Raw genomic sequence first — 22,983 nt, 5'->3', positions numbered from 1 at the left:
TACGCTTCCGCGGAAAAAGTCAAAAGAATACTTTGCAGATTACCTCGCTAAAGCGATATGGAGTCGATATAGGATGGATAAAGTACTTCTTCATAAACAAAAAAAGGCAGCCGTTTGGCTACCTTCACACACACAATCACTCCAATCCATTCCCGGTCGGACCGGAACTCACTAATCAATCCCTTCAGAGTGTACAATATCTTAAATATCAAGACCGGTGTCTTTTGTCTCTTATCTGGTGTCTAATATCTGAAGTCTATTGTCTTTCGGATATAAAAAAGCCCGACTCCAATAAAGGAACCGGGCTTTAAGTAAAATAAGCGGCGACCTACTCTCCCACATCTCTGCAGTACCATCGGCGCTGACGGGCTTAACTTCTCTGTTCGGAATGGGAAGAGGTGGAACCCCGTCGCTGTAGCCACCTAAAGTTTTCAGCTTTGCTTTTCAGCTATACAATATTTTTTGTAATAGTGATTAAGTTTTAGGTGTTAAGTGTTAAGATGCTCTTTGATGTCGGGCCGGACTTCGCTTTTCGGCGTTCTCCCTTTTCTTAAAACTTAAATCTTTCGACTTAAAACTTACTATTACTGACATGAACCCTGGAAGAAAACAATTTCATTACAACAAAAACACCAATTTATAAAACCGGCAAGGAAAGTTTCGGGCAATTAGTATCGCTCGGCTTTGACGTCACCGTCTTTACACCTGCGACCTATCAACGTCGTAGTCTCCAACGACCCTCTAAGGAGACCTCATCTTGAGGCGAGCTTCGCGCTTAGATGCTTTCAGCGCTTATCTCTTCCACACATGGCTACCCAGCGGTGCTCCTGGCGGAACAACTGGTAAACCAGAGGTATGTCCAACGCGGTCCTCTCGTACTAACGTCAGGCTCTCTCAAGTCTCCTACGCCCACAACAGATAGGGACCGAACTGTCTCACGACGTTCTGAACCCAGCTCGCGTGCCACTTTAATGGGCGAACAGCCCAACCCTTGGGACCTTCTCCAGCCCCAGGATGTGACGAGCCGACATCGAGGTGCCAAACCGCTCCGTCGATATGAGCTCTTGGGAGCGATCAGCCTGTTATCCCCGGAGTACCTTTTATCCTTTGAGCGATGGCCCTTCCATACGGAACCACCGGATCACTATGCTCTAGTTTCCTACCTGATCGACTTGTGAGTCTCACAGTCAAGCGCGCTTATACCATTATGCTCTGCTGGCGGTTACCAATCGCCATGAGCGCACCTTTAGAAGCCTCCGTTACTCTTTTGGAGGCGACCACCCCAGTCAAACTACCCACCACACACTGTCTCCATTTCTGGATTAGGCCCCAGGCAAGCAAAGGGACGTATTTCAAGGATGACTCCACGAATCCTGGCGAACCCGCTTCAATGTCTCCGTCCTATCCTACACATCACTTACCCAGAACCAATGTGAAGTTGCAGTAAAGGTTCACGGGGTCTTTCCGTCCCGTTGCGGGTAAGCGGCATCTTCACCGCTACTACAATTTCACCGAGCTCGTGGCCGAGACAGTACCCAGATCGTTGCACCATTCGTGCAGGTCGGAACTTACCCGACAAGGAATTTCGCTACCTTAGGACCGTTATAGTTACGGCCGCCGTTTACCGGGGCTTCGATTCAATGCTTCTACCCGAAAGTATAACATCCCCTCTTAACCTTCCGGCACCGGGCAGGTGTCAGGCCATATACATCATCTTGCGATTTAGCATAGCCCTGTGTTTTTGATAAACAGTCGCCTGGGTCTTTTCACTGCGGCTGGCTCGCGCCAGCGCCCCTTCTCCCTAAGTTACGGGGCCATTTTGCCTAGTTCCTTAGCCACGAATCACTCGAGCGCCTCAGGATTCTCTCCTTGACTACCTGTGTCGGTTTACGGTACGGGTTCTCCTGACCTGAAGCTTAGAGGTTTTTCTCGGAAGCCCTTAGGACCACTATCCGATTGCCCGAAGGCTCTCGGTACTGTCGGGTTTCGGCTCTACTCACGGATTTGCCTATGAGTATCATCACCTACGCCCTTCAACGTACTATTCCGTCAGTACGCGGGTCTTTCATCACTTCGTCACCCCATCGCAGTCAAGAGAAGTATCGGAATATTAACCGATTCGCCATCGACTTCGCCGTTCGGCTTTGCCTTAGGTCCCGACTAACCCTGATCCGATTAGCGTTGATCAGGAAACCTTAGTCTATCGGCGGGCAGGTTTCTCACCTGCCTTATCGTTACTTATGCCTACATTTGCTTTTCCGGACGCTCCAGCATACCTCGCAGTACACCTTCAGCGCCGACCGGAATGCTCCCCTACCACTGTAAATAAATTTACAATCCATAGCTTCGGTGGTATGTTTAATGCCCGATTATTATCCACGCCCGACCGCTCGACTAGTGAGCTGTTACGCACTCTTTAAATGAATGGCTGCTTCCAAGCCAACATCCTAGCTGTCTAAGCAATCAGACCTCGTTTGTTCAACTTAACATACACTTGGGGACCTTAGCTGATGGTCCGGGTTCTTTCCCTCTCGGACACGGACCTTAGCACCCGCGCCCTCACTCCTGGTGAGCATCTTGCAGCATTCGGAGTTTGTCTGGAGTTGATAGGCGGTGAAGCCCTCGCATCCAATCAGTAGCTCTACCTCTGCAAGACTCATAACCAAGGCTGCACCTAAATGCATTTCGGGGAGTACGAGCTATTTCCAAGTTTGATTGGCCTTTCACCCCTACCCACAACTCATCCAAGGACTTTTCAACGTCCCCTGGTTCGGTCCTCCATCCCGTGTTACCGGGACTTCAACCTGGTCATGGGTAGATCACATGGTTTCGCGTCTACCCCCACTGACTATACCGCCCTGTTCAGACTCGCTTTCGCTTCGGCTCCGTGGCTGAACCACTTAACCTTGCCAGTGAGGAGTAACTCGTAGGCTCATTATGCAAAAGGCACGCCGTCACCCCCTAAAGGGCTCCGACCGCTTGTAGGCGTACGGTTTCAGGTACTTTTTCACTCCCCTGTTCGGGGTGCTTTTCACCTTTCCCTCACGGTACTGGTTCACTATCGGTCTCTCAGTAGTATTTAGCCTTACCAGATGGTCCTGGCAAATTCAGACAGGATTTCGCGTGTCCCGCCCTACTCAGGATACTGCTAACTCCGCAAGCCTTACACGTACAGGACTTTCACCTTCTGTAGTGTGACTTTCCAGAACACTTCCGTTTCGTCTTACTTCGTATAGCGCAGTCCTACAACCCCGAAAGTGCCGAAACACTTCCGGTTTGGGCTTATCCCCGTTCGATCGCCACTACTAGGGGAATCACTTTTGTTTTCTTTTCCTCCGGGTACTTAGATGTTTCAGTTCTCCGGGTTAGCTTCCTGCATAACAGGATACCATACTTACATATGGTGGGTTGCCCCATTCGGATATTCGCGGATTAACGGTTATTTGCACCTCCCCGCGACTTTTCGCAGCTTATCACGTCCTTCGTCGCCTCTGAGAGCCAAGGCATCCCCCGTACGCCCTTTCGTACTTTCTCTCGCCTTGTTCGAAGGTTTTATCCTTCGGCGTTTCTCTTGTAACTCTGTTGTTTTTCTTCCAGCATGTCAATGAACTTCATCCCTTTCAGGATATGTGGATTACAGGGAATCGAACCCTTTCCTCTTTCAGGCGCCAGCCTAATCCTTCGTGTTCCAATATGTTTTCTGATGAACTTTTCCTGGTGTTTACACCCTTTGTGGAGAATATCGGAGTCGAACCGATGACCTCTTGAATGCAAATCAAGCGCTCTAGCCAACTGAGCTAATCCCCCGTCTGTGCAATTAGTAATGAACAATGTGTAATGAACAATATTGCTAATTGTTCACTGCTCATTTTTCATTGCCTGTGTAGTCCCGCCCAGACTTGAACTGGGGACCTCTACATTATCAGTGTAGCGCTCTAACCAGCTGAGCTACGGGACTGTCTGCAGAATTGAGAATTGAAAATGGATAATTGATAATGTCCGTTTCCTGCTCTGCCTCTGCTTCTATCAGACCCCGTGCATTGAATAGTGAGAACCGCTTTGCATTGAATTCTCAACTTCAATTCTCCCCCGAAGTATCGGGATTCAATTGCTCTTGTGTTTTACAGTATCTTTTAAAAAGGAAGAAGTAAACACCCTTCTGCTCTAATTTCCTCTCAGAAACCTCTCGTGTCGGCTCCAGAAAGGAGGTGTTCCAGCCACACCTTCCGGTACGGCTACCTTGTTACGACTTAACCCCAGTCATTGGTTTTACCCTAGGCCGCTCCTTACGGTTGCAGACTTCAGGTACCCCCAACTTCCATGGTTTGACGGGCGGTGTGTACAAGGCCCGGGAACGTATTCACCGCGCCATGGCTGATGCGCGATTACTAGCGAATCCAGCTTCATGGAGTCGGGTTGCAGACTCCAATCCGAACTGAGACCGGCTTTTGGGATTAGCATCCTGTTACCAGGTAGCTGCCCTTTGTACCGACCATTGTAACACGTGTGTAGCCCTGGACATAAGGGCCGTGCTGATTTGACGTCATCCCCACCTTCCTCTCACCTTACGGTGGCAGTCTCGCCAGAGTCCTCAGCATTACCTGCTAGCAACTGACGATAAGGGTTGCGCTCGTTATGGGACTTAACCCGACACCTCACGGCACGAGCTGACGACAACCATGCAGCACCTTGTAAAGCGCCCCGAAGGGAAGTCACCTTTCGGCAACGGTCACTCTACATTTAAGCCCAGGTAAGGTTCCTCGCGTATCATCGAATTAAACCACATGTTCCTCCGCTTGTGCGGGCCCCCGTCAATTCCTTTGAGTTTCAACCTTGCGATCGTACTCCCCAGGTGGATAACTTAATGCTTTCGCTAAGCCGCTGACTGTGTATCGCCAACAGCGAGTTATCATCGTTTACGGCGTGGACTACCAGGGTATCTAATCCTGTTCGCTCCCCACGCTTTCGTGCATCAGCGTCAGTTACGCTTTAGTAAGCTGCCTTCGCAATCGGTGTTCTGAGTAATATCTAAGCATTTCACCGCTACACTACTCATTCCGCCTACCTCAGGCGCACTCAAGCTATACAGTTTCAATGGCAGTTCTACAGTTGAGCTGCAGCATTTCACCACTGACTTATATAGCCGCCTACGCACCCTTTAAACCCAATGAATCCGGATAACGCTTGCATCCTCCGTATTACCGCGGCTGCTGGCACGGAGTTAGCCGATGCTTATTCCTGCAATACCGTCAAATCACTACACGTAGTGACCATTCTTCTTGCAGAAAAGCAGTTTACAACCCGTAGGGCCGTCATCCTGCACGCGGGATGGCTGGTTCAGGCTCTCGCCCATTGACCAATATTCCTCACTGCTGCCTCCCGTAGGAGTCTGGGCCGTGTCTCAGTCCCAGTGTGGGGGATCATCCTCTCAGAACCCCTAGGCATCGTCGCCTTGGTAAGCCGTTACCTTACCAACTAGCTAATGCCACGCATGCCCATCCTGTACCGCCGAAACTTTAATCCGTAAACCATGCGATTCACGGAAACTATGGGGTATTAATCCGGATTTCTCCGGGCTATCCCCCTGTACAGGGCAGGTTGCATACGCGTTACTCACCCGTGCGCCACTCGTGTACCCCCGAAGGGGCCTTACCGTTCGACTTGCATGTGTTAAGCCTCCCGCTAGCGTTCATCCTGAGCCAGGATCAAACTCTTCGTTGTAATCAAAAAGTTTAAATGTCTATTTGCCTGGCACGATCAGTTTTTCCTCTAAAAGAAAATTGAACTTCTGGTGCTTATCTTCTTTCCTTTTCAATATTTTCAATGAACTTTCTTCTTCTTAAATCTTCACTCCTTACTGCCCAACCCTCAGTTGCCGTCGGACGGGCCGAAAAAAGCGTTGCAAAGATAGAAATCTTTTCGCGTTATCTCCAAATCTTTTTTGCCTTTTTTCTTAAGGCTTCAGTACCCAAAAATCAACGCCCGTTTTTCAAAAACGTGGCGGCAAAGATAAAACCTTTTATCCTGACTTTCCAAATACTTTTTCAAGATTTTTTTCAGTGATGTCTTGCCTGCCGAACCCCGGTCTTTACTGCCAGGATTATCTCGCCATCACCCCCGATGCGTCGGGGGGACTCCCAAACAGTGAATAAACCTTTCACGCGGTCCGAAACATCTCTTTTCATCACCTTCTGAACGCTGCCTCCCTTTCGGAAAGCGGATGCAAAGAAAGCGTATTTTTTCTTATTACTCCAAACCTTTTTTCCTTCTTTTTTGACATAAAATCTCAAGTGCCTGAGCAACTGAACTCTTTCATCTCGAAAAAATACTTAAAAGATGTTGCAAGGTGAATGGAGGTGGGGAAAACGGCTTCAGGAAACGACAGGATGTAAAACCCGGGACAATCCACTTCAACCGGTGCGCAAATGAAGACTGTTTAGTACTCTATCCCTACTCTATCTGTACTTAAAATCTACTTTGGGGGTACTTTTCCGTTGCCGGGCATGCTTCAGGAAACTATGTGGCAACTCCGTCTTTTTTATTCAACTCCGTTGGAGTTGCTCTGGATTCGGGGAACCAATCCTCCGGCTTCGCCGAAGGTGATGAACATCTTTCCCTGGCGGGAAACTCTTTGACCGGCCAGCCCGCTTTTCGCCTGACGGCGATATCAAGGACGAGGCTTGTCTGGAAACCTTTCCCTTATCGGAAAAGAAACTACAGAAACCGCCAAGTGCAATCTGGAACCACCTGTACAAACAGCAACGTCAACACGTGGTATCTCTTTTTCCAACACCAATTTAAGACAAAAGCATCCTCATTTAATATACAGATAACGTTATTTGGTTGATGTCGTCAACTACTTCGGCGTACTTTTGCATATCAATCCAGTCGGAATTATATGAAAACAGAAAAACCTATCTGCCAACTGCTTGGTCAAGTCACACGACTATATAAAAACAAGTTGTTTGCCAGGTTCAAGAAAAAAGATGTTGATATCACATTTGAACAGTTTGCCATTCTGAGTTCACTGAATTCGGGGAAAGAATTCACACAACAGGACCTGGCCAACCAAATGCACAAAGACAAATCTATTATACTCCGACAAATCAATGTATTAATCGACAAAAACTATATAAAAAGAACCCAAAATGAACAGGACAAACGTAAAAAAACGCTGATTCTGACCGACGAAGGATTCAAAACGTTGGAGCAAGCCCAAAATCTTGTACAGAACGTACTTGACGAACTTCTCGTGGGAATCAGCGAGGATGAGCTATCCGTCTTCAGACATGTGCTGGAGAAAATACAGGAAAACAGTGAACCGAACGACAGCAATTGCCAATGCTAATCGTCATATTCCAAAAAACAACAGACACACAAAAAAGCAAGATGAAAAAAAATAACCTATTCAAAATCCTCATTTTCATTGCGATACTGGCAACCGCCGTTTCATGCTCAAACTCACAAAAGAGAGGGCAAGCGGGAATGGCCGGTCGAGTCGGAGAATATAAAGTGATGAAAGTTGAACCGCAATCGACCACTCTTTACGAGGAATATCCCACTAATTTACAAGGAATTCAAACAGTTGAAATTCGCCCAAAAATTGCCGGATACATTCAGAATATCCTGGTAGATGAAGGCTCTTTTGTCAAAAAGGGACAAGTTCTTTTCCGTATCAACGACAACGACATCCGGGCAACCGTCCGATCGGCACAGGCTCAGGTAAAAGTGGCCGAAGCCGATATTGTTGCTGCGAAGATTAACCTGGATAAAACCAAACCATTGGTCGAAAAAGGGATCGTCAGCAAATTCGACCTGGAATCATCCGAGTCGACATTAAAAGCAAAAGAGGCACAACTGGCTCAAGCGAAAGCCAACCTGGCCAATGCACAGGCCAATCTTCAGTATGCTACCATCACCAGTCCGACTGACGGTTTTATCGGGAACTTCCCCTATCGCGTCGGAAGTTTGGTCAGCAGCACTATCAGCCAACCGCTCACTACGATATCGAATACAACGGAGATGTATGCTTATTTCTCGATGAACGAGAAAGAGTTTCTCACGATGGTGAAAGGATTGAAAGGGAAAAATATGCAGGCGAAATTGAGTCACCTGCCAGATGTTTCCCTGATTTTGGCTGACAATTCGGTTTACAAAGAAAAAGGCCGGATACAAACAGCCAGTGGTTTGGTCGACCCGCAGACTGGCGCCGTGAACATCAGGGCTACATTTCCGAACAAGGAAGGAATTCTCCGTAGTGGCGGAAGCGGTTCCGTACGCATCCCGCAGCATGTTGATTCGGTGATTATCGTTCCGCAAAATGCCACCTACGAACTGCAGGGCAAACATTTCATCTACACTGTAGGCAAGGATAACAAGGTGCATCCAACCGAAATTGATATACTGGTTGGCAACCTGAAAACCAATTATGTAGTCACCAGTGGTTTGAAACCCGGCGATGAAATCGTGGTCGAAGGAATTGCCTCTTTGCGGAACAACATGCCCATTAAACCGAAATTAGTAACCGATAGCGGCTCGGACAACAAACAAGCTCAATCTTCGGCCGAACAGGTTAATAAATAAATGCTTAACAAACTATGTTCAAAAGATTCATTGAAAGACCGGTTCTGTCATCGGTCATATCCATCATAATTGTCATACTGGGAGTACTGAGTATGTTCAGTCTTCCCATTGAACAATACCCTGATATTGCTCCGCCCACCGTTCAGGTATCCGCGCACTACACCGGTGCCGATGCCGAAACGGTGTTGAAAAGTGTTATCACACCGCTGGAAGAACAGATCAACGGGGTTGAGAACATGACCTACATGACCTCAACCGCCAGCAACAATGGTTCGGCAACAATCCAGGTTTATTTCAAACAGGGAGTCGATCCCGATTTGGCCGCCATCAACGTCCAGAACCGTGTGGCGAGGGCTACCAGTCTGTTGCCTTCGGAAGTTACACGAGCCGGTGTCATTACGGCAAAGCGGCAAAACAGCATGCTAATGGTCTTTTCGCTTTACAGCGATGACAGTAAATACGACGAGACCTTTCTGCAGAACTACAGTAAAATCAACGTGCTTCCGCAGATACAGCGTGTCAACGGAGTAGGTGAAGCACTCGTTTTCAGCTCGAAAGATTACTCCATGCGTATCTGGCTGAAGCCGGATGTAATGAAAGCATACGATTTGATGCCTTCGGATGTAATCGCTGCCCTGAACCAGCAAAGTCTGGAAGCTGCGCCCGGTAGATTCGGTGAGCAAAACGGACAGTCATTCGAATATGTGCTGAAATACAAAGGAAAATTCAGCAAGGCATCGCAATTTGAGAATATCGTCATCAAAGCCGATAAAGATGGAAATGTACTTCGTCTGAAAGACGTGGCCAAAGTGGAATTGGGAGCGTTGAACTATTCAACAACCACTTCGGTGATGAATAAACCGGGAATCGCGATGGCTATTTTCCAGTCGCCCGGTTCCAACGCTCGCGAAACCATTATCAATGCGAAGAAAGTATTGCAGGAAGCATCAAAGTCCTTCCCGGAAGGAGTGAAATACCATATCATTATTGATGCCAACCGATTTTTGGATAATTCCATCAGTAAAGTGTTGCACACTTTGCTGGAAGCTTTCATCCTGGTATTTATAGTCGTGTTTGTTTTCCTGCAGAATTTCAGGGCGACACTTATTCCGGCGATAGCGGTTCCGGTAGCCATTATCGGTACCTTTTTCTTTCTCAACTTGTTTGGCTTTACCATCAACCTGCTAACCTTGTTTGCTTTGGTACTGGCCATTGGAATTGTGGTGGATGACGCCATTGTGATCGTGGAGGCGGTTCACGCCAAACTCGAGCAAGGGGCGAAGAATTCACAGGAAGCTGCGATTTCCGCTATGAGCGAAATATCCACAGCTATTATCTCCATTACTTTGGTGATGGCAGCCGTATTTATCCCGGTTACTTTTATCAAAGGAACAACGGGTGTTTTCTACAAGCAATTCGGAATTACGCTGGCTGTTGCGATTGTTCTTTCGGCAGTAAATGCCTTGACCTTGAGTCCCGCGCTTTGTGCTGTATTTCTGAAACCGGAAGATGAAAATACGAAACACAAGAAAGGTTTCATGCAGCGATTCTATGGCGCTTTCAACACGTCTTTCGATGTGATGACCAAGAAATACCAGCGGGTAACTAACTATTTCCTGCGCCGCAAATGGATTCCGGCTTCGATTATTCTGGTATTTACGATTGGTTTGTACTTCCTGCTAAGAACAACGCCGACCGGATTTGTTCCCAAGGAAGATGTGGGTATTATGATGCTTAATGTGAGCCTTCCTCCTGCCACTTCGCTGGAAGAAACCAAGAAAGTGATGGAGAAAGTCGACAACATTCTGGCTCACACACCCGAAATCAACGGACGGGCCATGGTCGTTGGACGTTCGCTCATCAGTGGTCAGGGAAGTTCATACGGTATGATATTCTGCGACCTGAAACCTTTTGATGAAAGAAAAGGAAAAGGGCACGACGTGAACAGTGTGATTGGAAGGCTTTACGGAGCCACCTCGCAGATCAAGGACGCCCAGATTATCATTTTCACGCCACCGATGGTGCCCGGATTTAGTATTTCGGGAGGAGTCGAGTTCCAGTTGGAAGACAGGACTGGTGGCGACATCAAAAAGTTTGAACAGGTTTCACAGCGTTTCCTTGGAGCCCTGAATCAGCGCCCGGAAATTCAATACGCGATGACCTCGTTTAACACCAATTTTCCGCAGTACCAGGTCGATGTGAATGCCGTTCGGGCCAAACAGTCCGGCATCGATGTCAGCACCATACTGGCAGCATTGCAGGGATACATCGGCGGATTTTATGCTTCGGATTTTAACCGGTTCGGGAAACAGTACCGTATCATGGTTCAGGCCAGTCCGAAGTATCGTGGAAATCCCGATGATCTGAATAACATGTACGTCAGGACCGGTTCAGGCGAGATGGCTCCCATTACCGAGTTTATTTCTCTGAAACGAGTGTATGGTCCGGAGAACATCAACCGGTTTAACATGTACACATCCATTGCGGTCAATAGTGCTCCGCAGTTTGGATACAGTTCGGGAGATGCCATCGAAGCAGTGAAACAGGTAGCGGCAAAAACGTTGCCTCCTGGATACAGTTATGAGTTCTCAGGATTAACCCGGGAAGAAATTGCATCGGGGAACCAATCGCTTTTGATCTTCCTGCTAAGTGTCATTTTCGTTTATTTCCTACTGGCAGCACAGTACGAAAGTTTCATCACACCACTTTCCATTCTGCTTTCGCTGCCGGTTGGAGTGGCCGGCGCTTTCATATTTGCCCACTTTATGGGAGTTAACAACAACATCTACCTGCAGATATCACTCATCATGCTGATTGGATTGCTTGCCAAGAATGCCATCCTGATTGTGGAGTTCGCCCTGCAACGACGACACCGCGGAGAAACGATTCTGCAATCGGCAATTGATGGAGCGACTGCTCGTCTCCGCCCGATTCTGATGACTTCCTTCGCCTTGATTTTCGGTCTGATGCCGCTTATCGTTGGAGGTGGAGTTGGTGCGAATGGAAACCGCTCGATTGGTGTAGGTGCTGTCGGAGGTATGCTGGTAGGAACTTTCATTGGTATCCTCGTTATCCCGGCCATGTATGTTATCTTCCAGACAATTGAAGAGAAAATTAAAAAACCGAAGGAAGGTGAAATATCAGGCCTCAACAGCCTCGAATAATCAATGCCTGAAAACAAAATAACGAAATGAGAAAATCATCATATAAAATCATATTACTGACTATCGGCCTGGCGGTTATGTTAGCGTCATGTAACACGTCGCGACATTTCAACCGGGACAGTGTAGACACGAAGGGCATTTTCGGCATCGAACCGACCGACTCGGTGACCATGGCCGATACACCCTGGCAAGAGCTGTTTACCGATACGCTGTTGCAGAAATATATTCAGGAAGGGCTGACCAATAACCCGGATTTGCAAATTGCGATTCAGAAAATGAACGAAGCCGAAGCTTACTTTTCACAAAGCAAGGCTTCCCTCTTCCCTTCTGTTTCGGCGAAAGCCAGTGACAATTACACCCGGCAGCCCAAATCCATCTACCCGAACGGTCCGTACGATGTGAATTATTATCAGCTTGGCGCCGAAGCCAGTTGGGAAGTCGACATTTGGGGAAAACTCCGCAGTTCGAAACGGGCAGCTTACGCCGATCTGCTGGCAAGCGATGCCGGAAGAAAAGCGGTGCAGACCCGTTTGATTGCCAACATTGCCAATGCCTACTACAACCTGGTTTCTCTCGACGCCAAGTTGGCGATTACCCGTCAAACGGTGAAAAACAACAAGGACCTGGTGGAAACAATGAAGGCACTGAAGGAAAGCGGCGTTGTTACCGGCGCTGCGATTGTGCAGAGCGAAGCAGCCCGTTACGCGGCCGAAGTCACCATCCCCGATTTGAAACAACAAATCAGGGAAACCGAAAATGCCATGTGCATGCTGTTGGGACGAACGCCCGGAACGATTCAGCGCGACTCGTTGCTGGCATTGCCCAACAAACCGATGATGCGGACCGGCGTTCCTTCGCAACTGCTCGACAACCGTCCCGATGTGATGCAGGCCGAGTATAACGTGATGAGCGCTTACGAGATGACCAACAACGCACGGGCCTATTTCTACCCGTCGTTGACATTGACGGCATCAACCGGCTTTGCTGCTACTGCACTTGACAAGCTGCTTGACCCGGCCTCCTTTGCCGCCAACGTGGTAGGAGGACTCACCGAGCCGCTGTTCAACAAAAGAGCCAACGTCACCCGCCTGAAAGTAGCCAAAGCTCAGCGGGCCGAAGCATTGCTTAACTTGCGGAATACCCTGCTGAATGCCGGACAGGAAGTGAACAACGCACTTTTCTCATACCAGACTTCGGGACAGAAAATTGTGTTGCGCCAGCGTCAGCTCGAAGCATTGCAGAAATCGGTTTCGTACACCGAACAGTTATTGAACTACGGTTCGGCTACCTACACCGAAGTGCTGAATGCACAGCAAAGCCTGTTGTCAGCACAACTCAGCGATGTCAACGACCATCTGCAACAACTCTATGCCGTTATCTCACTTTACCGTGCGTTAGGCGGCGGCTGGAAATAATGAATTAAGTATTCATCAAAATAAAAAAGGACAGTGCGATGGCATTGTCCTTTTTTTGATGCTATTAACCTTGCGGGTCTGCAAGGATGTCATCCCTTTGAGGGATGACATCCTTAGACGCTATAATCTTGCGGGAAAATCATTTGCGGGCTGAAAGCCCGGCTTACTTTAGCCCGGCGGCAACGCCCCGGGTTGGCATATTGATGTTATTAGATGCGGTCGCCTAGTGGTCATGAATGAAATGATAATAATGTTTCGACCGCAATGGAACCGGCAATTGATTATGGATATTTCCGGAACTTTTGACCTGCCCTTACAGGGCGATAAATTGGTTTGGCATGGTTTATTTTTCCCCAAGCCTGTCCCGACAAACGTCGTGGAGCGTTGCCATTGGGCTGAAATAACCTGTCCCTTCGGGACGTAAAACCGATAGATAAATAAGGAAAACCTTACCGCACCTGCACCTTCTCTTTTACCCGATGCCCATTACCGGTGAAGGTGAGCAAATAGATGCCCGGTTGCAACGTACTCCAGCCATTATAGGAAACGGTTCGTTCTCCGCCGGCAGGCAAATTGTCCACTTCGATGGTGTTCACCATTTTTCCCTGGCTACTGTAGATAGCGATTTCTCCTTTGCTCAAATAGTCGTGGCTGAAAACCTGAAGGCGGGTTGCCGCTGTTACCGGGTTGCCGATGATTTCCATCCGCAGTGAGTTCTCGTTTGCACTGATATCAGCCACATCCGTGGCATACTCCCTCACCTGTGCTTCAAAAGTGCCCAGGTCTTTCTCGTTCCCGAACGGGTCCACCAATTTTGCTCTCACATTGGTGTGGGTGTAATAGTCGGCATCGGTCCAGGCATTGGTTGTATCGGCGGTAAGCAGGGTATCGACTGCAAGCCCTGAATTGTCACTCACATTGGTGATGTATTCTTTGGCGAGTTCTTCCGGGGTAATGCCCGGTTCGGCCTGCGCCGAAGTCTGGCTGAACTCTCCCTGGGGTGCTTCCGTGTCCCTTACCTTTATCGCTACTGTTTTCTCAGCTGAAAATGGAGGCTGCATTCCCACATTCACCCATGCCTGATAATGCATCGTAAAATTAAACTCAATGTTGGGATATGGCGACGTGGAAGTCGTATCGCTGCCCCACTCATCCAACTTGACTCGGTCCTGGTACAAATCGGTATTCGCCTGGGCACTGACCTTGACAGAATCATCGACATTCATGTTGGCTGCATAATTTACCTGAACGGTATCGGAAGTGTTTCCCAAAACTACTTGGGGATTCATTTTTTCAGGGTTTTCCAATAAGAAAACAGGGTTTAATGATCCTGCTGAAACAGTTGCAACTCCGTTGGAAAGATCAAATTGAACTAATTGTTGATCCTTAAATGCCCAGTTTGTACCATCTGAAGAGGGCATATATGCAATAGCTTTGACGATTACGGGTTTATTATCATTCATATTTGCATCCCCTGCGACAACAGGTTTATCATTTTGCGGCTCGATTGGATAATATTGTGAAAATACTTCAGGATCAATTTTTTCTGTAGAGTATTTGGAACCAACAAATGCTGCATCTATTTGGTGCGTAGAACCAGAAACATCAAAATTGGAAGGAACTTTGTCTGGATCTGGGTAGGTGTACAACGTAAATATTGGTATGTTGAATCTCCCATTTGTTACTCCATGGTCAATGAATTTTTGATAGTCTGGATAATTTTTGAAATTCTTTAATCCTGTAAAATCAATAAAAGTTTGATTGGAAAACTCTGTACAATCGAATGAATTTAAAACATATTTATTCGTATCCGTCTTATCAACAGCAACCATTCTTTCAAACCAATCTTTTCTTGCTAAATAGCCTTTGCTTACTCCGGCACTATCAACTCCTTGAATATGCCACAATTCATTCCAGTGTCCCGGAAGGTAGCTTCTCGTTCCGTCAACATACTCTTCAATCATTTTAGCATCGGTGGAATCGATCACCTGGTCTCCGTTCACATCGGCCATATCATTTTTTACACCGTCGTAAATGGCCTGTGCATCGTTCTTATCAATCACACCATTGTTGTCCACATCGCCCGAACCGTAATATTCCAATTTCCCTTTGGTGTCACCCTGAACAATGTTGGGTTGCTGAAAGGGATTATAAATGGCAATGTTGTGCTCGTAATCGAAAGTCTGGGCTTTAGCAGAATGATAAGTGATACCTAAAAAAGACAATGCAATCACCAAATGATATCTTCCGGGGGTAGTTGTCTTTTTTCTCAAGCGGGTATGGAGCTTCCGCGACGAAAAGTAAGAGGCAAGTTCTAACATGGAGCAAAGAATTTGAACAAATACATCTTTGTTAGTGTGTTGTGGATTTCTAATATAGTCATTTTTATGTTATTCCGATTCTAAATAGATATGCCGGCTCCAACAAACACTTCCGAATCCTTTGAATTAGCCGGCTTAACAACGTTCCAGCATTAAGCGATCTGCTCCTAAACATAAGCAACCTCTCGTCATTTTTTTATAAATTCATACAACGATTTGATAAAGACAGGCTCCCGGATATGAGTTGAATTTTATCGCCATCATTTCATTTTCGACCATAACAAGCCAAATAAGTGTAGAGGATATTTGAGACAGCTAAACGATAGGTTGGCCTCAAATGTCTTATTCTGCCAATAAAAAAATAAATGTTTAACCCAAAACCTAACCATCATGACCAAAACATAGCTTGTATACACACTATCGGTTCTGCTTTTCAGAAATCTTTCCCAAGGTTTTAAGCTTTGGAAAAGTTAATCCACGCTGAATCGGCGTTCCGGAAGTCAAAATTGCCAAAGCACTAGTTATTGCAGGGTATTCAGCAATCTGATTTTGCTTCCGGCACTGCGTCGGGGCCCATCTGCCATTCGCAGAAGCTTCCCGCTTCGTGTCGGCAGCCATCTGCGGTTCGCAGATCATTCCCGCATTGAAGAAAGGACCATCTGCGGTTCGCAGAAAGCTCTCACCGGTTGTTGGGAACCATCTTCCGTTCGCAGAAGCCCCACGCATCGGGTTGGCAGCCATCTGCCATTTGCAGAAGTGTCCCGCTTCGTGTCGCGAACCATCTGCCACCGGAAGAAACGCCATTTTCGAACGAATGAAACGTCAATTATTTCAGACCATCTATAATCAATTACTAACCTAAACGAAAATTTATGGAAGTATACGAATTTGTAACGTTGCATGTTAGCAGTATGAGGATTAACGACCTCTTTTCGCTCAACAAATCAACCATCGATTACGCCAGGCCCGTTGTCGAACCATTGGGTGGCATCCCGGCAGCTGTGCTGGCCCAACTCGAAAGTGATAACCAGGCGATGGGCGCACAAATGAACAAGTCGGGTCAAAACCAAAAAAGCCGTTCGCTGGCTGAACTGGACACAGACCGGGACGACCGGTTTGCCGAAATTAAAAGGAACATCACTACCAACCTGAAAGGACGGGATGCGGTGAAAAAGACGGCAGCCGAAAATCTGAAGCAATTTTTCAAGCCTTACTGGAACGTGGAAAAACGGGCCATGAACACCGAAACGGGGATATTTTCGGAAATGCTGCAGAAATACAAAGGTGATGAAGGCCTCAAAGCCGATGCAGCTACCATTGGCATAGCGGACATGCTGACCGGCCTGGAAACGGCAAATGTTGAGTTCAACACCCTCTACCAGGCCCGCAACAGCGAGGAAGCCAGTGAAGAACCCTCGGCCAGCAGTTTTAAGCGAGTAGCTATCCAGCGCTACAACCATTTTTGCCTGGCTATGGAGCTGCAGGTGAATTATGCGCCGACCGATGCCGTTGTCACCCTGTTTGGAAAGATGAACGAACTGCGTAAAACTTACGCAGCATTAAACGGCCGCAAAACAAAAGAAGAAGAGACCACCGAAGAAGTAACCGGGACAGAATGAGGAATGATTCCCGTTGATTGCGGGGATTGAAAAGGGACAAAAGAGGTGCGGATATCGCGCCTCTTTTTTAGAACGAATAATTTTTCGGGCTGAAAGCCCAATTTAATTCAGCCCAATGGCAACGCCTTGGGTTTTGGAGGCGTCATATTAGATTTGAGGTCGCGCGGTGCTCATGATTGAAACGGGAATGTTGTTTCGACCGCAATGAAATCGAACAATTGATTATGAATATTTCCGGAATGGTTAATCTGCCCTTTCAGGGCGATCAATGAGATTGGTGTGATTCTGTTTTCCCAAGGCGTTGCCGTTGGTCTGAATTAACCTGCCCCTTCGGGACGTAAAGACGAGTTAATCAAAATTGCTGATATTAAAAAAAGACCACCAATTGGCTCAGCAATTCGTTCATGAATAACTTCGGGCTGTCAACCCAAATTGTCCATTTTTCATTACCCATTGTGCATTGTATATAATGCCGCCGTCTTCTCAAACGCAGCACGATTCATCCAGCGTTGCTCAACGGCTTCATCGACGATACGATGGATGCGTTGCGCCAACTGAGGGATGAGTCCATGCTCTTCGATAAACTGCAATGCCTCTTCGAAAGCTTTGAGCATCGCGCGATAAAACGCCTCCTGGGTAACGGGACGCTCACCACAAAATGTCTGAGCCACTTCTACGTTGTACAGCATCAGGTCGGCAACCACGGGCGCATCAACTCCCAACCGGATGAAATTCCGGATATGCTTCTGCGCCACCGAACGCCGCATCTTCGGTTTTCTCCGGTTAACCGGGAAATATTCTTTGGAGATTTGCCACTTCGCCTCTTCCAGCATTTTGTCTTCCTGCGGATTGAATGCAAAATCGTAAAAGGTTTTCACCTCTTTAAATCGTCCGTATAAATCGAGGATTTGCTCTTCGAGTTGTTCCTTGGTCAGTTCTTTCAGGTATTGTTTTAATTCGCGTTTACTCATGAAAATTGTTTATCGGTCATCCACCGGCGGATAGTTTCCGGAGAAACATGGCAGAAATCGGTAATAAAATGATGGGCGGCTGAAATATCGTGTTGTACTGCACCTTCAGGTTGGAAAGCAATGCAAGTCATGCCGGCATCAACAGCTGCTCGTATGCCATTCATCGAGTCTTCGAAGACCAGACAATTGGCCGGTTCATGCTCTAATTTTTTCGCGGCATAAAAATACACATCCGGAGCCGGTTTACTTTTCCCGGCCTGAACCGTGGTAACTACCGCATCGAAGTAGGAACGGATTCCACACTGTTCCAGGATAATGTCGACAATACCGGGAACCGAGGAAGTAGCCACGGCCATCGGAATGTTGGCATCGCTCAATCCTGACAGTAATTTCGTTACGCCCGGGTTAGGCTGCAAATTCCCAAGGCCTTTGAAAAATCCCACCCGAAATTCCTCATCGTATTGCACCAACTCTTCAAGCGATTGTTTCAGGCCATAACGCTTCTTCAGGTCCGACCACATCAAATCGGCTGCCGTGCCCAGGTAAAGTTGATGTACTTTATCCGGCACCTCGATGCCCAATTCAGCATAAATCAACTCTTCCACTTTGTAGTGCCACGGCTCGCTGTCGACCAGCACGCCATCCATGTCAAATATCACCGCCAATTGCTCTGCCATCCTATCTCTGTAAAATTATTGAGGGGTCCAGTAAGGTTGTTTATTCGGTATAAACTTAATGGGAAGTCCCGAAATAAAGCCACCAAGCCACTCGGCACAATAATCCATTCCCGCCTGTTCGGAAAGCACATGTCCCATCATGATGAAAGCTTTGCTTCGTCCCTGCTGTGTAGCATCGAGCGCATATTCGGGCGTTTCCCACTCCCGCGCTTCGCCGGTAATTACCACCTGAACATCGTCGCGGTTAAGTAATTGTCGTTGCCGGTCTGCACCGGGAGCACCTACTGCCAATCCCACGCCGGTAAGTTTCATCCCGGGATCTCCCACAACACGAATAACTCCTTGCGGGAATTTTTGTTTCAGCTGCTCTGCCAAATCCTTCAGTGTCGTTTCCGGAAATTCGAAAACCATATAACTGTCTCCTTTCCGGTATTTGGCCCATTCAAGTTTTCGTACCATTCCCACATAAATTCCATCGGGGCTGGTGCGGTGCCAGTGATCGTGAAAACGCCAAACCACCAAATGATGATCGTTGATGTATTTCAGCTTTTCGAGATAAACCGGATCATCTTTCTGGAAATCGGTTTCATCGAGGTGATTATAGAAGAGTGGTTCGTGGGAAATAATGAAATTGCAGTTTTGCTTCACCGCTTCACGCAGCACATCCATCGTGGCAAACATGGTCGTTACAATACCGGTCACCTTGTTATCGGGATTGCCGGCTTTAAAGGTATCGACCGTTTTCCCTTCGTTCCAGGGACAGGTAACATGCTGTTTGATTTGCTCCACCACTTCACGGCATGTCACGGAATCATCTTTACTGGAAGCTTTCGATGCTTTTGCCGGAACGATTCCCACAGCCATCACAAGCAATAAAAGCGAAAATGGAAATAATCTTTTCATAACCAAGGCAGGTAAGTTTTGGTCAGCAAGTTAGTAAAAACCGTTTCCGGGAAAAAGAAAAGAGAGTGGTTAAACTCTCTCTTCCCTTGCATTAAAGTGTATAAAGGTTCAATCAATAAAAAATATATTAAGGTTTAAAGTAATTCTCCGGAACGAAAACGGTATTGTACGCTTTCGGGTCTTTAAAAACTGACGATGGATTCTGGGATGATTTGACCAGCTGCTCTTTCCCATCCTCATATGCAGTAACCGTAACAATAGGTTGTTCATCCTTCCGGGTGATATCGAGCGTTCCTACCGGCGCTGAATTCACTTCACTTTTCTCCGCGAAAGCGGTACCCTTCAAATTGCCCAGCTTTTGCAAGTATCCTGCAACTTTAGCTGAGTCAGCGGTGACGCCGTTCACCTTCCATTTGCCATCGTTATTCACCAACGTAAACGAATTACCGTCGGCATACGAGAAAGCGAGCTTTGTCATGTCGCTGGTGACCATATGCACAATGCGATGATCCCGGTATTCGTCCACCTTCCGGTTGAAAAGCATGGGCAAATACCCTGCGACTGCATACACATTTTTTCCGGGCATTAACCGGACATACGTGGTCAGATTGTGTGGTTTTGAATAGACGAATTTACCCAGAACCAGGTCGGCCAGCTTTTCTTTCCCTTCGTATACCACAACGTGTGTTCCCGACGAATCTGCAACGCCAAAGTCACTAAATTTCTTTTCGGATGAAGAGACCAAACTTCTTGCTTTCAAATCGCTAATGGCTGACAGCATCCGGACAACGACATTATTGTCAGCGCTAACAATCTTCCCGCCAAGGATAATATTCCAGTGGTTATTATGCTTTTCGAAGCGCAACATTTTCTCAGCTCCCTGCTTCGGAGTCAATTCTATTGCTGTCACTTTATTCGTCGAAAAACTGGTAAGTTGGCTGTTGAAGGTCCGGTCGCCTTTCCGGCTATCGTCTATTTTCACCACCAAAACTGCCACCAAAAGCACGGCAAACGCTACGGCCAATGAGCGTATTCCGATTCTCCTAAACATAGTCATCCTCCATTCTTTTGATACGTATCCATCGTTTCCGCTGGGCGCGGAATACTCCGTAAATAATGATGAGCAAAATGGGCAACAGGAAGTTGAAGTATTTCAGGAAGGATTTCTTGCCATCCTGAATCTTCGCCAATGGCCGCGATGAAATTCCCTTGGTACGCAAATCAATCAATCCGGTATCATCCGAAAGCCAATCGACAGCATTCACGAAGAAGTTGATGTTATCACCCGGCAGCTGTCGGGCTGACTGTCCTGAACCATTCACTGCAAAATCGCCGTCCGTAATGACAATCATTCGGGCATTGGCTGGTCCTGTGATTTTTCCCTCGAGTAAGCCAGCGACAACCTCGTTGGATAAAGGAAAGTCTTTGTCGGTCCAGTGATGTTCAATATCGAAATAAACCGGCGTGTGTTGTTTGCCCGACATGCGGGATGTTTTCGCCAAAGGAATAAACGTCAAAGTTGAATCGCCGGTATATTTCATCGGACTGGCGAATTGCAGAGACACTGCTTCCAACCCTTTCGTTACCGGATGATTGGCAAAGGTGGTGATGATTGGCAAGTACGGGAATTGCAACTGTGTGGAGAAACTAAACAACCCCGATTGCTGACGAAGCGAAATCGTTGAACAACTGGCATCCGTCACAAAACTGGATTCCACCTGAATGCCTTTGTTCGCCAACCAGGTTTCGAGTCCGGTATTTATTGCCACGCCTCTCGAACGTTCCAACTGACCATCTACCCGGTCAAAAGCCACCAACAGGTTTCCTCCCTGGGCCAGATAGTTATTCAACAGCTTCAGTTGCTCCGGAGGAATACTGTCTTTAGGACCATCGAGAATCAATGTTTTATATTTTCCCAGGTAAACTGAATCATTCAACGTCACATTCCGGACATTGTACAACACATTGAGTTCCTGCATTACCTGCGGGAATTCGTATTTGGCCGGTTCACCGTTTCCCTGAATCAAACCAATCTCCGGTTTGTTTTTCACGGTAAGTTTACGAATAGCCGCTGCCAAAGCATACTCCATTCCGGAGCCCGGCTGCAAAAATGGTATCACCTGGGTTTTGTCTTCGTAATGAATCACAGCCCCGAGGTATGCCTTCTTCTGAACAGCCTGATCTTTTTCCCGCACATTGATAACCACAGGTTGAATACCCGCATCAACTGCTTGTTGCTCTGTATCGGAATTATCGTTTGGAGCAACAAATTCATAATTCACTTTTCCGTGCGAAACACTATGGAATTCCTGAAGAAGGTTCTTAAAATCTGTCCGCACACGGCTGACATCAGGTGGCAAATCCTGCGAAAAATAAGCCGTAACCGTAACCGGATCATCAAGGTGGTTAATGATTTGGTGCGTGGCATCACTCAATGTGTAGCGCTGATCGTCGGTAAAGTCAATCCGAAAGAAAAAACGGTTGGCCAAAACATTCAAAAGAATCAGCACACCACCCAACAGAAGAAAATATGGTAATAGTAGTTTTTTGCTCTTCATGATACGCTTTTTCAATTCAGATTACGCTTTGCCAAAGATGCCTCGGAGCCCATCAGCCCCATAACGACAATGGAAAGGAAATAGATGATGTCTCTCGAATCGATTACGCCGCGGGAGATGGCACTAAAATGAGTCGACATACTGAGATAATCGAACACAGAGCCCGCAGCACCTGTAAGCGATGAAGCGAGAACTCCAAATATGACGTGAAAGAAGATGCCGATAATCAGCGCCAGCAGAAAAGCAACAATCTGGTTGTTCGTTACGCTACTGGCAAACAAGCCGATGCTAATGTAGGCCGAACTCATCAAAATCAATCCAACATATCCCAGGATAACCGCTCCGTGATCGATGGGACCTAAACTCCACACCGTGAAATAATACGGGAAGGTTAAAAACAGAGCGATGACAATCAATATGAGAGTGGAAAGGAATTTTCCAAAAACAATCTGCCAATCGGAAATGGGTTTCGTCAACAACATCTCCAGGGTTCCGGTTTTATTCTCCTCGGCCAGTTGCCTCATGGTAAGTGCCGGAATAAACAGAAAAAGTGTCCAGTAAGCAATGCTGAAGAACGATTGCAAACTGGCTTGTCCAACAAAAAAGATGTCATTCCCTGAAATCCAGGTAAAGAATCCGCTGAATCCGAGGAATGCCACCAGCATAATGTAAGCCGTAAGGGAATCAAAAAACGACTGTAGCTCTCTCCTGACAATGGTCCATGTTTTACTCATTGTACCATTTTTTGAATGAATCTTGCTTTTCAAGTCAA

General features: G+C 47.1%; 14 protein-coding genes, 2 tRNA genes and 3 rRNA genes. 5 read left to right on the top strand and 14 right to left on the bottom strand.

Annotation, left to right across the window (positions count from 1 at the left end; genetic code table 11):
• Nucleotides 1–47: 47 nt before the first annotated feature.
• The 6 genes from AC060N_RS03855 to AC060N_RS03830 all read right to left on the bottom strand — a co-directional run bounded on the left by AC060N_RS03855 (nt 48) and on the right by AC060N_RS03830 (nt 5,721).
• Nucleotides 48–212, bottom strand: a complete 165-nt coding sequence (locus AC060N_RS03855) for a hypothetical protein (protein ID WP_479525958.1) — start codon at nt 210–212, stop codon at nt 48–50.
• A gap of 103 nt (nt 213–315) precedes the next feature.
• Nucleotides 316–426: ribosomal RNA gene (gene rrf / locus AC060N_RS03850) — 5S ribosomal RNA — on the bottom strand.
• 223 nt (nt 427–649) lie between these two features.
• Nucleotides 650–3,534: ribosomal RNA gene (locus AC060N_RS03845) — 23S ribosomal RNA — on the bottom strand.
• Between the two features lie 199 nt (nt 3,535–3,733).
• Nucleotides 3,734–3,807 (bottom strand) — tRNA-Ala (locus AC060N_RS03840).
• Between the two features lie 77 nt (nt 3,808–3,884).
• A tRNA-Ile gene (locus AC060N_RS03835) sits at nt 3,885–3,958 on the bottom strand.
• 243 nt (nt 3,959–4,201) lie between these two features.
• Nucleotides 4,202–5,721: ribosomal RNA gene (locus AC060N_RS03830) — 16S ribosomal RNA — on the bottom strand.
• The 16S, 23S and 5S rRNA genes sit together here with 2 tRNA genes alongside, the layout of an rRNA operon.
• Nucleotides 5,722–6,898: 1,177 nt before the next feature.
• On the opposite strand from AC060N_RS03830, the gene AC060N_RS03825 reads away from it, so the two are divergent.
• The 4 genes from AC060N_RS03825 to AC060N_RS03810 are packed head-to-tail and all read left to right on the top strand — an operon-like array spanning nt 6,899 to nt 13,162.
• A complete protein-coding gene (locus tag AC060N_RS03825; protein WP_106543077.1) occupies nt 6,899–7,348 on the top strand; it encodes a MarR family winged helix-turn-helix transcriptional regulator in 450 nt (149 codons plus the stop codon).
• Between the two features lie 41 nt (nt 7,349–7,389).
• Entirely contained in the window at nt 7,390–8,583 is a 1,194-nt protein-coding gene (locus AC060N_RS03820; protein ID WP_479525957.1) for an efflux RND transporter periplasmic adaptor subunit, read from the top strand.
• Between the two features lie 14 nt (nt 8,584–8,597).
• On the top strand, nt 8,598–11,747 hold the full coding sequence (locus tag AC060N_RS03815) for an efflux RND transporter permease subunit (RefSeq protein WP_479525956.1): 3,150 nt from the start codon (nt 8,598–8,600) through the stop codon (nt 11,745–11,747).
• A gap of 26 nt (nt 11,748–11,773) precedes the next feature.
• Entirely contained in the window at nt 11,774–13,162 is a 1,389-nt protein-coding gene (locus AC060N_RS03810) for an efflux transporter outer membrane subunit (RefSeq protein ID WP_479525955.1), read from the top strand.
• A 449-nt stretch (nt 13,163–13,611) separates the two neighbouring features.
• Here AC060N_RS03810 and AC060N_RS03805 read toward each other — a convergent pair whose 3' ends face one another.
• The gene (locus AC060N_RS03805) at nt 13,612–15,483 is read right to left on the bottom strand and encodes a hypothetical protein (RefSeq protein ID WP_479525954.1); all 1,872 of its coding nucleotides are present in this window, start codon (nt 15,481–15,483) and stop codon (nt 13,612–13,614) included.
• Nucleotides 15,484–15,900: 417 nt separating this feature from the next.
• Nucleotides 15,901–16,287 carry a hypothetical protein gene (locus tag AC060N_RS03800; RefSeq protein WP_479525953.1) on the bottom strand — a complete coding sequence of 129 codons (387 nt, stop codon included), beginning with the start codon at nt 16,285–16,287 and terminating at the stop codon, nt 15,901–15,903.
• Between the two features lie 68 nt (nt 16,288–16,355).
• Here AC060N_RS03800 and AC060N_RS03795 point away from each other — a divergent pair, with 68 nt between their 5' ends.
• Entirely contained in the window at nt 16,356–17,102 is a 747-nt protein-coding gene (locus AC060N_RS03795) for a DUF6261 family protein (RefSeq protein WP_479525952.1), read from the top strand.
• A gap of 446 nt (nt 17,103–17,548) precedes the next feature.
• Here the strand turns inward: AC060N_RS03795 and AC060N_RS03790 are convergent, their stop codons facing one another.
• From AC060N_RS03790 to AC060N_RS03765, 6 genes are all read right to left on the bottom strand, one after another.
• Complete coding sequence (locus AC060N_RS03790; RefSeq protein WP_153637786.1) at nt 17,549–18,073, bottom strand: DUF6155 family protein; 525 nt, start codon at nt 18,071–18,073, stop codon at nt 17,549–17,551.
• A complete protein-coding gene (locus AC060N_RS03785) occupies nt 18,070–18,750 on the bottom strand; it encodes an HAD family hydrolase (RefSeq protein ID WP_479525951.1) in 681 nt (226 codons plus the stop codon). The genes AC060N_RS03790 and AC060N_RS03785 overlap by 4 nt, the downstream gene beginning before the upstream one ends.
• 15 nt (nt 18,751–18,765) lie before the next feature.
• Nucleotides 18,766–19,653, bottom strand: coding sequence for a Nif3-like dinuclear metal center hexameric protein (locus AC060N_RS03780; RefSeq protein WP_479525950.1), 888 nt, complete (start codon nt 19,651–19,653; stop codon nt 18,766–18,768).
• A gap of 127 nt (nt 19,654–19,780) precedes the next feature.
• Nucleotides 19,781–20,704, bottom strand: coding sequence for a DUF4340 domain-containing protein (locus AC060N_RS03775; protein WP_479525949.1), 924 nt, complete (start codon nt 20,702–20,704; stop codon nt 19,781–19,783).
• Nucleotides 20,697–22,211: a GldG family protein gene (locus tag AC060N_RS03770; RefSeq protein WP_479525948.1), complete on the bottom strand. Its 1,515-nt coding sequence runs from the start codon at nt 22,209–22,211 to the stop codon at nt 20,697–20,699. Before AC060N_RS03770 ends, AC060N_RS03775 begins: the two co-directional genes overlap by 8 nt.
• Before the next feature lie 11 nt (nt 22,212–22,222).
• Nucleotides 22,223–22,945 carry an ABC transporter permease subunit gene (locus tag AC060N_RS03765; RefSeq protein ID WP_463231161.1) on the bottom strand — a complete coding sequence of 241 codons (723 nt, stop codon included), beginning with the start codon at nt 22,943–22,945 and terminating at the stop codon, nt 22,223–22,225.
• Nucleotides 22,946–22,983: the final 38 nt, after the last annotated feature.

It is taken from the genome of Prolixibacter sp. DSM 2831 (genome assembly GCF_056493735.1).
The sequence above is the reverse complement of the archived record's forward strand: the minus strand, read 5'-3'. Positions and strand labels throughout refer to the sequence as shown.

Excerpts from the sequence above, each read along its gene's own strand:
- AC060N_RS03825 (WP_106543077.1), top strand. The coding sequence starts at position 6,899 with ATGAAAACAGAAAAACCTATCTGCCAACTGCTTGGTCAAGTCACACGA.
- AC060N_RS03820 (WP_479525957.1), top strand. The coding sequence starts at position 7,390 with ATGAAAAAAAATAACCTATTCAAAATCCTCATTTTCATTGCGATACTG.
- AC060N_RS03815 (WP_479525956.1), top strand. The coding sequence starts at position 8,598 with ATGTTCAAAAGATTCATTGAAAGACCGGTTCTGTCATCGGTCATATCC.
- AC060N_RS03810 (WP_479525955.1), top strand. The coding sequence starts at position 11,774 with ATGAGAAAATCATCATATAAAATCATATTACTGACTATCGGCCTGGCG.
- AC060N_RS03805 (WP_479525954.1), bottom strand. The coding sequence starts at position 15,483 with ATGTTAGAACTTGCCTCTTACTTTTCGTCGCGGAAGCTCCATACCCGC.
- AC060N_RS03800 (WP_479525953.1), bottom strand. The coding sequence starts at position 16,287 with ATGGCGTTTCTTCCGGTGGCAGATGGTTCGCGACACGAAGCGGGACAC.
- AC060N_RS03795 (WP_479525952.1), top strand. The coding sequence starts at position 16,356 with ATGGAAGTATACGAATTTGTAACGTTGCATGTTAGCAGTATGAGGATT.
- AC060N_RS03790 (WP_153637786.1), bottom strand. The coding sequence starts at position 18,073 with ATGAGTAAACGCGAATTAAAACAATACCTGAAAGAACTGACCAAGGAA.
- AC060N_RS03785 (WP_479525951.1), bottom strand. The coding sequence starts at position 18,750 with ATGGCAGAGCAATTGGCGGTGATATTTGACATGGATGGCGTGCTGGTC.
- AC060N_RS03780 (WP_479525950.1), bottom strand. The coding sequence starts at position 19,653 with ATGAAAAGATTATTTCCATTTTCGCTTTTATTGCTTGTGATGGCTGTG.
- AC060N_RS03775 (WP_479525949.1), bottom strand. The coding sequence starts at position 20,704 with ATGTTTAGGAGAATCGGAATACGCTCATTGGCCGTAGCGTTTGCCGTG.
- AC060N_RS03770 (WP_479525948.1), bottom strand. The coding sequence starts at position 22,211 with ATGAAGAGCAAAAAACTACTATTACCATATTTTCTTCTGTTGGGTGGT.
- AC060N_RS03765 (WP_463231161.1), bottom strand. The coding sequence starts at position 22,945 with ATGAGTAAAACATGGACCATTGTCAGGAGAGAGCTACAGTCGTTTTTT.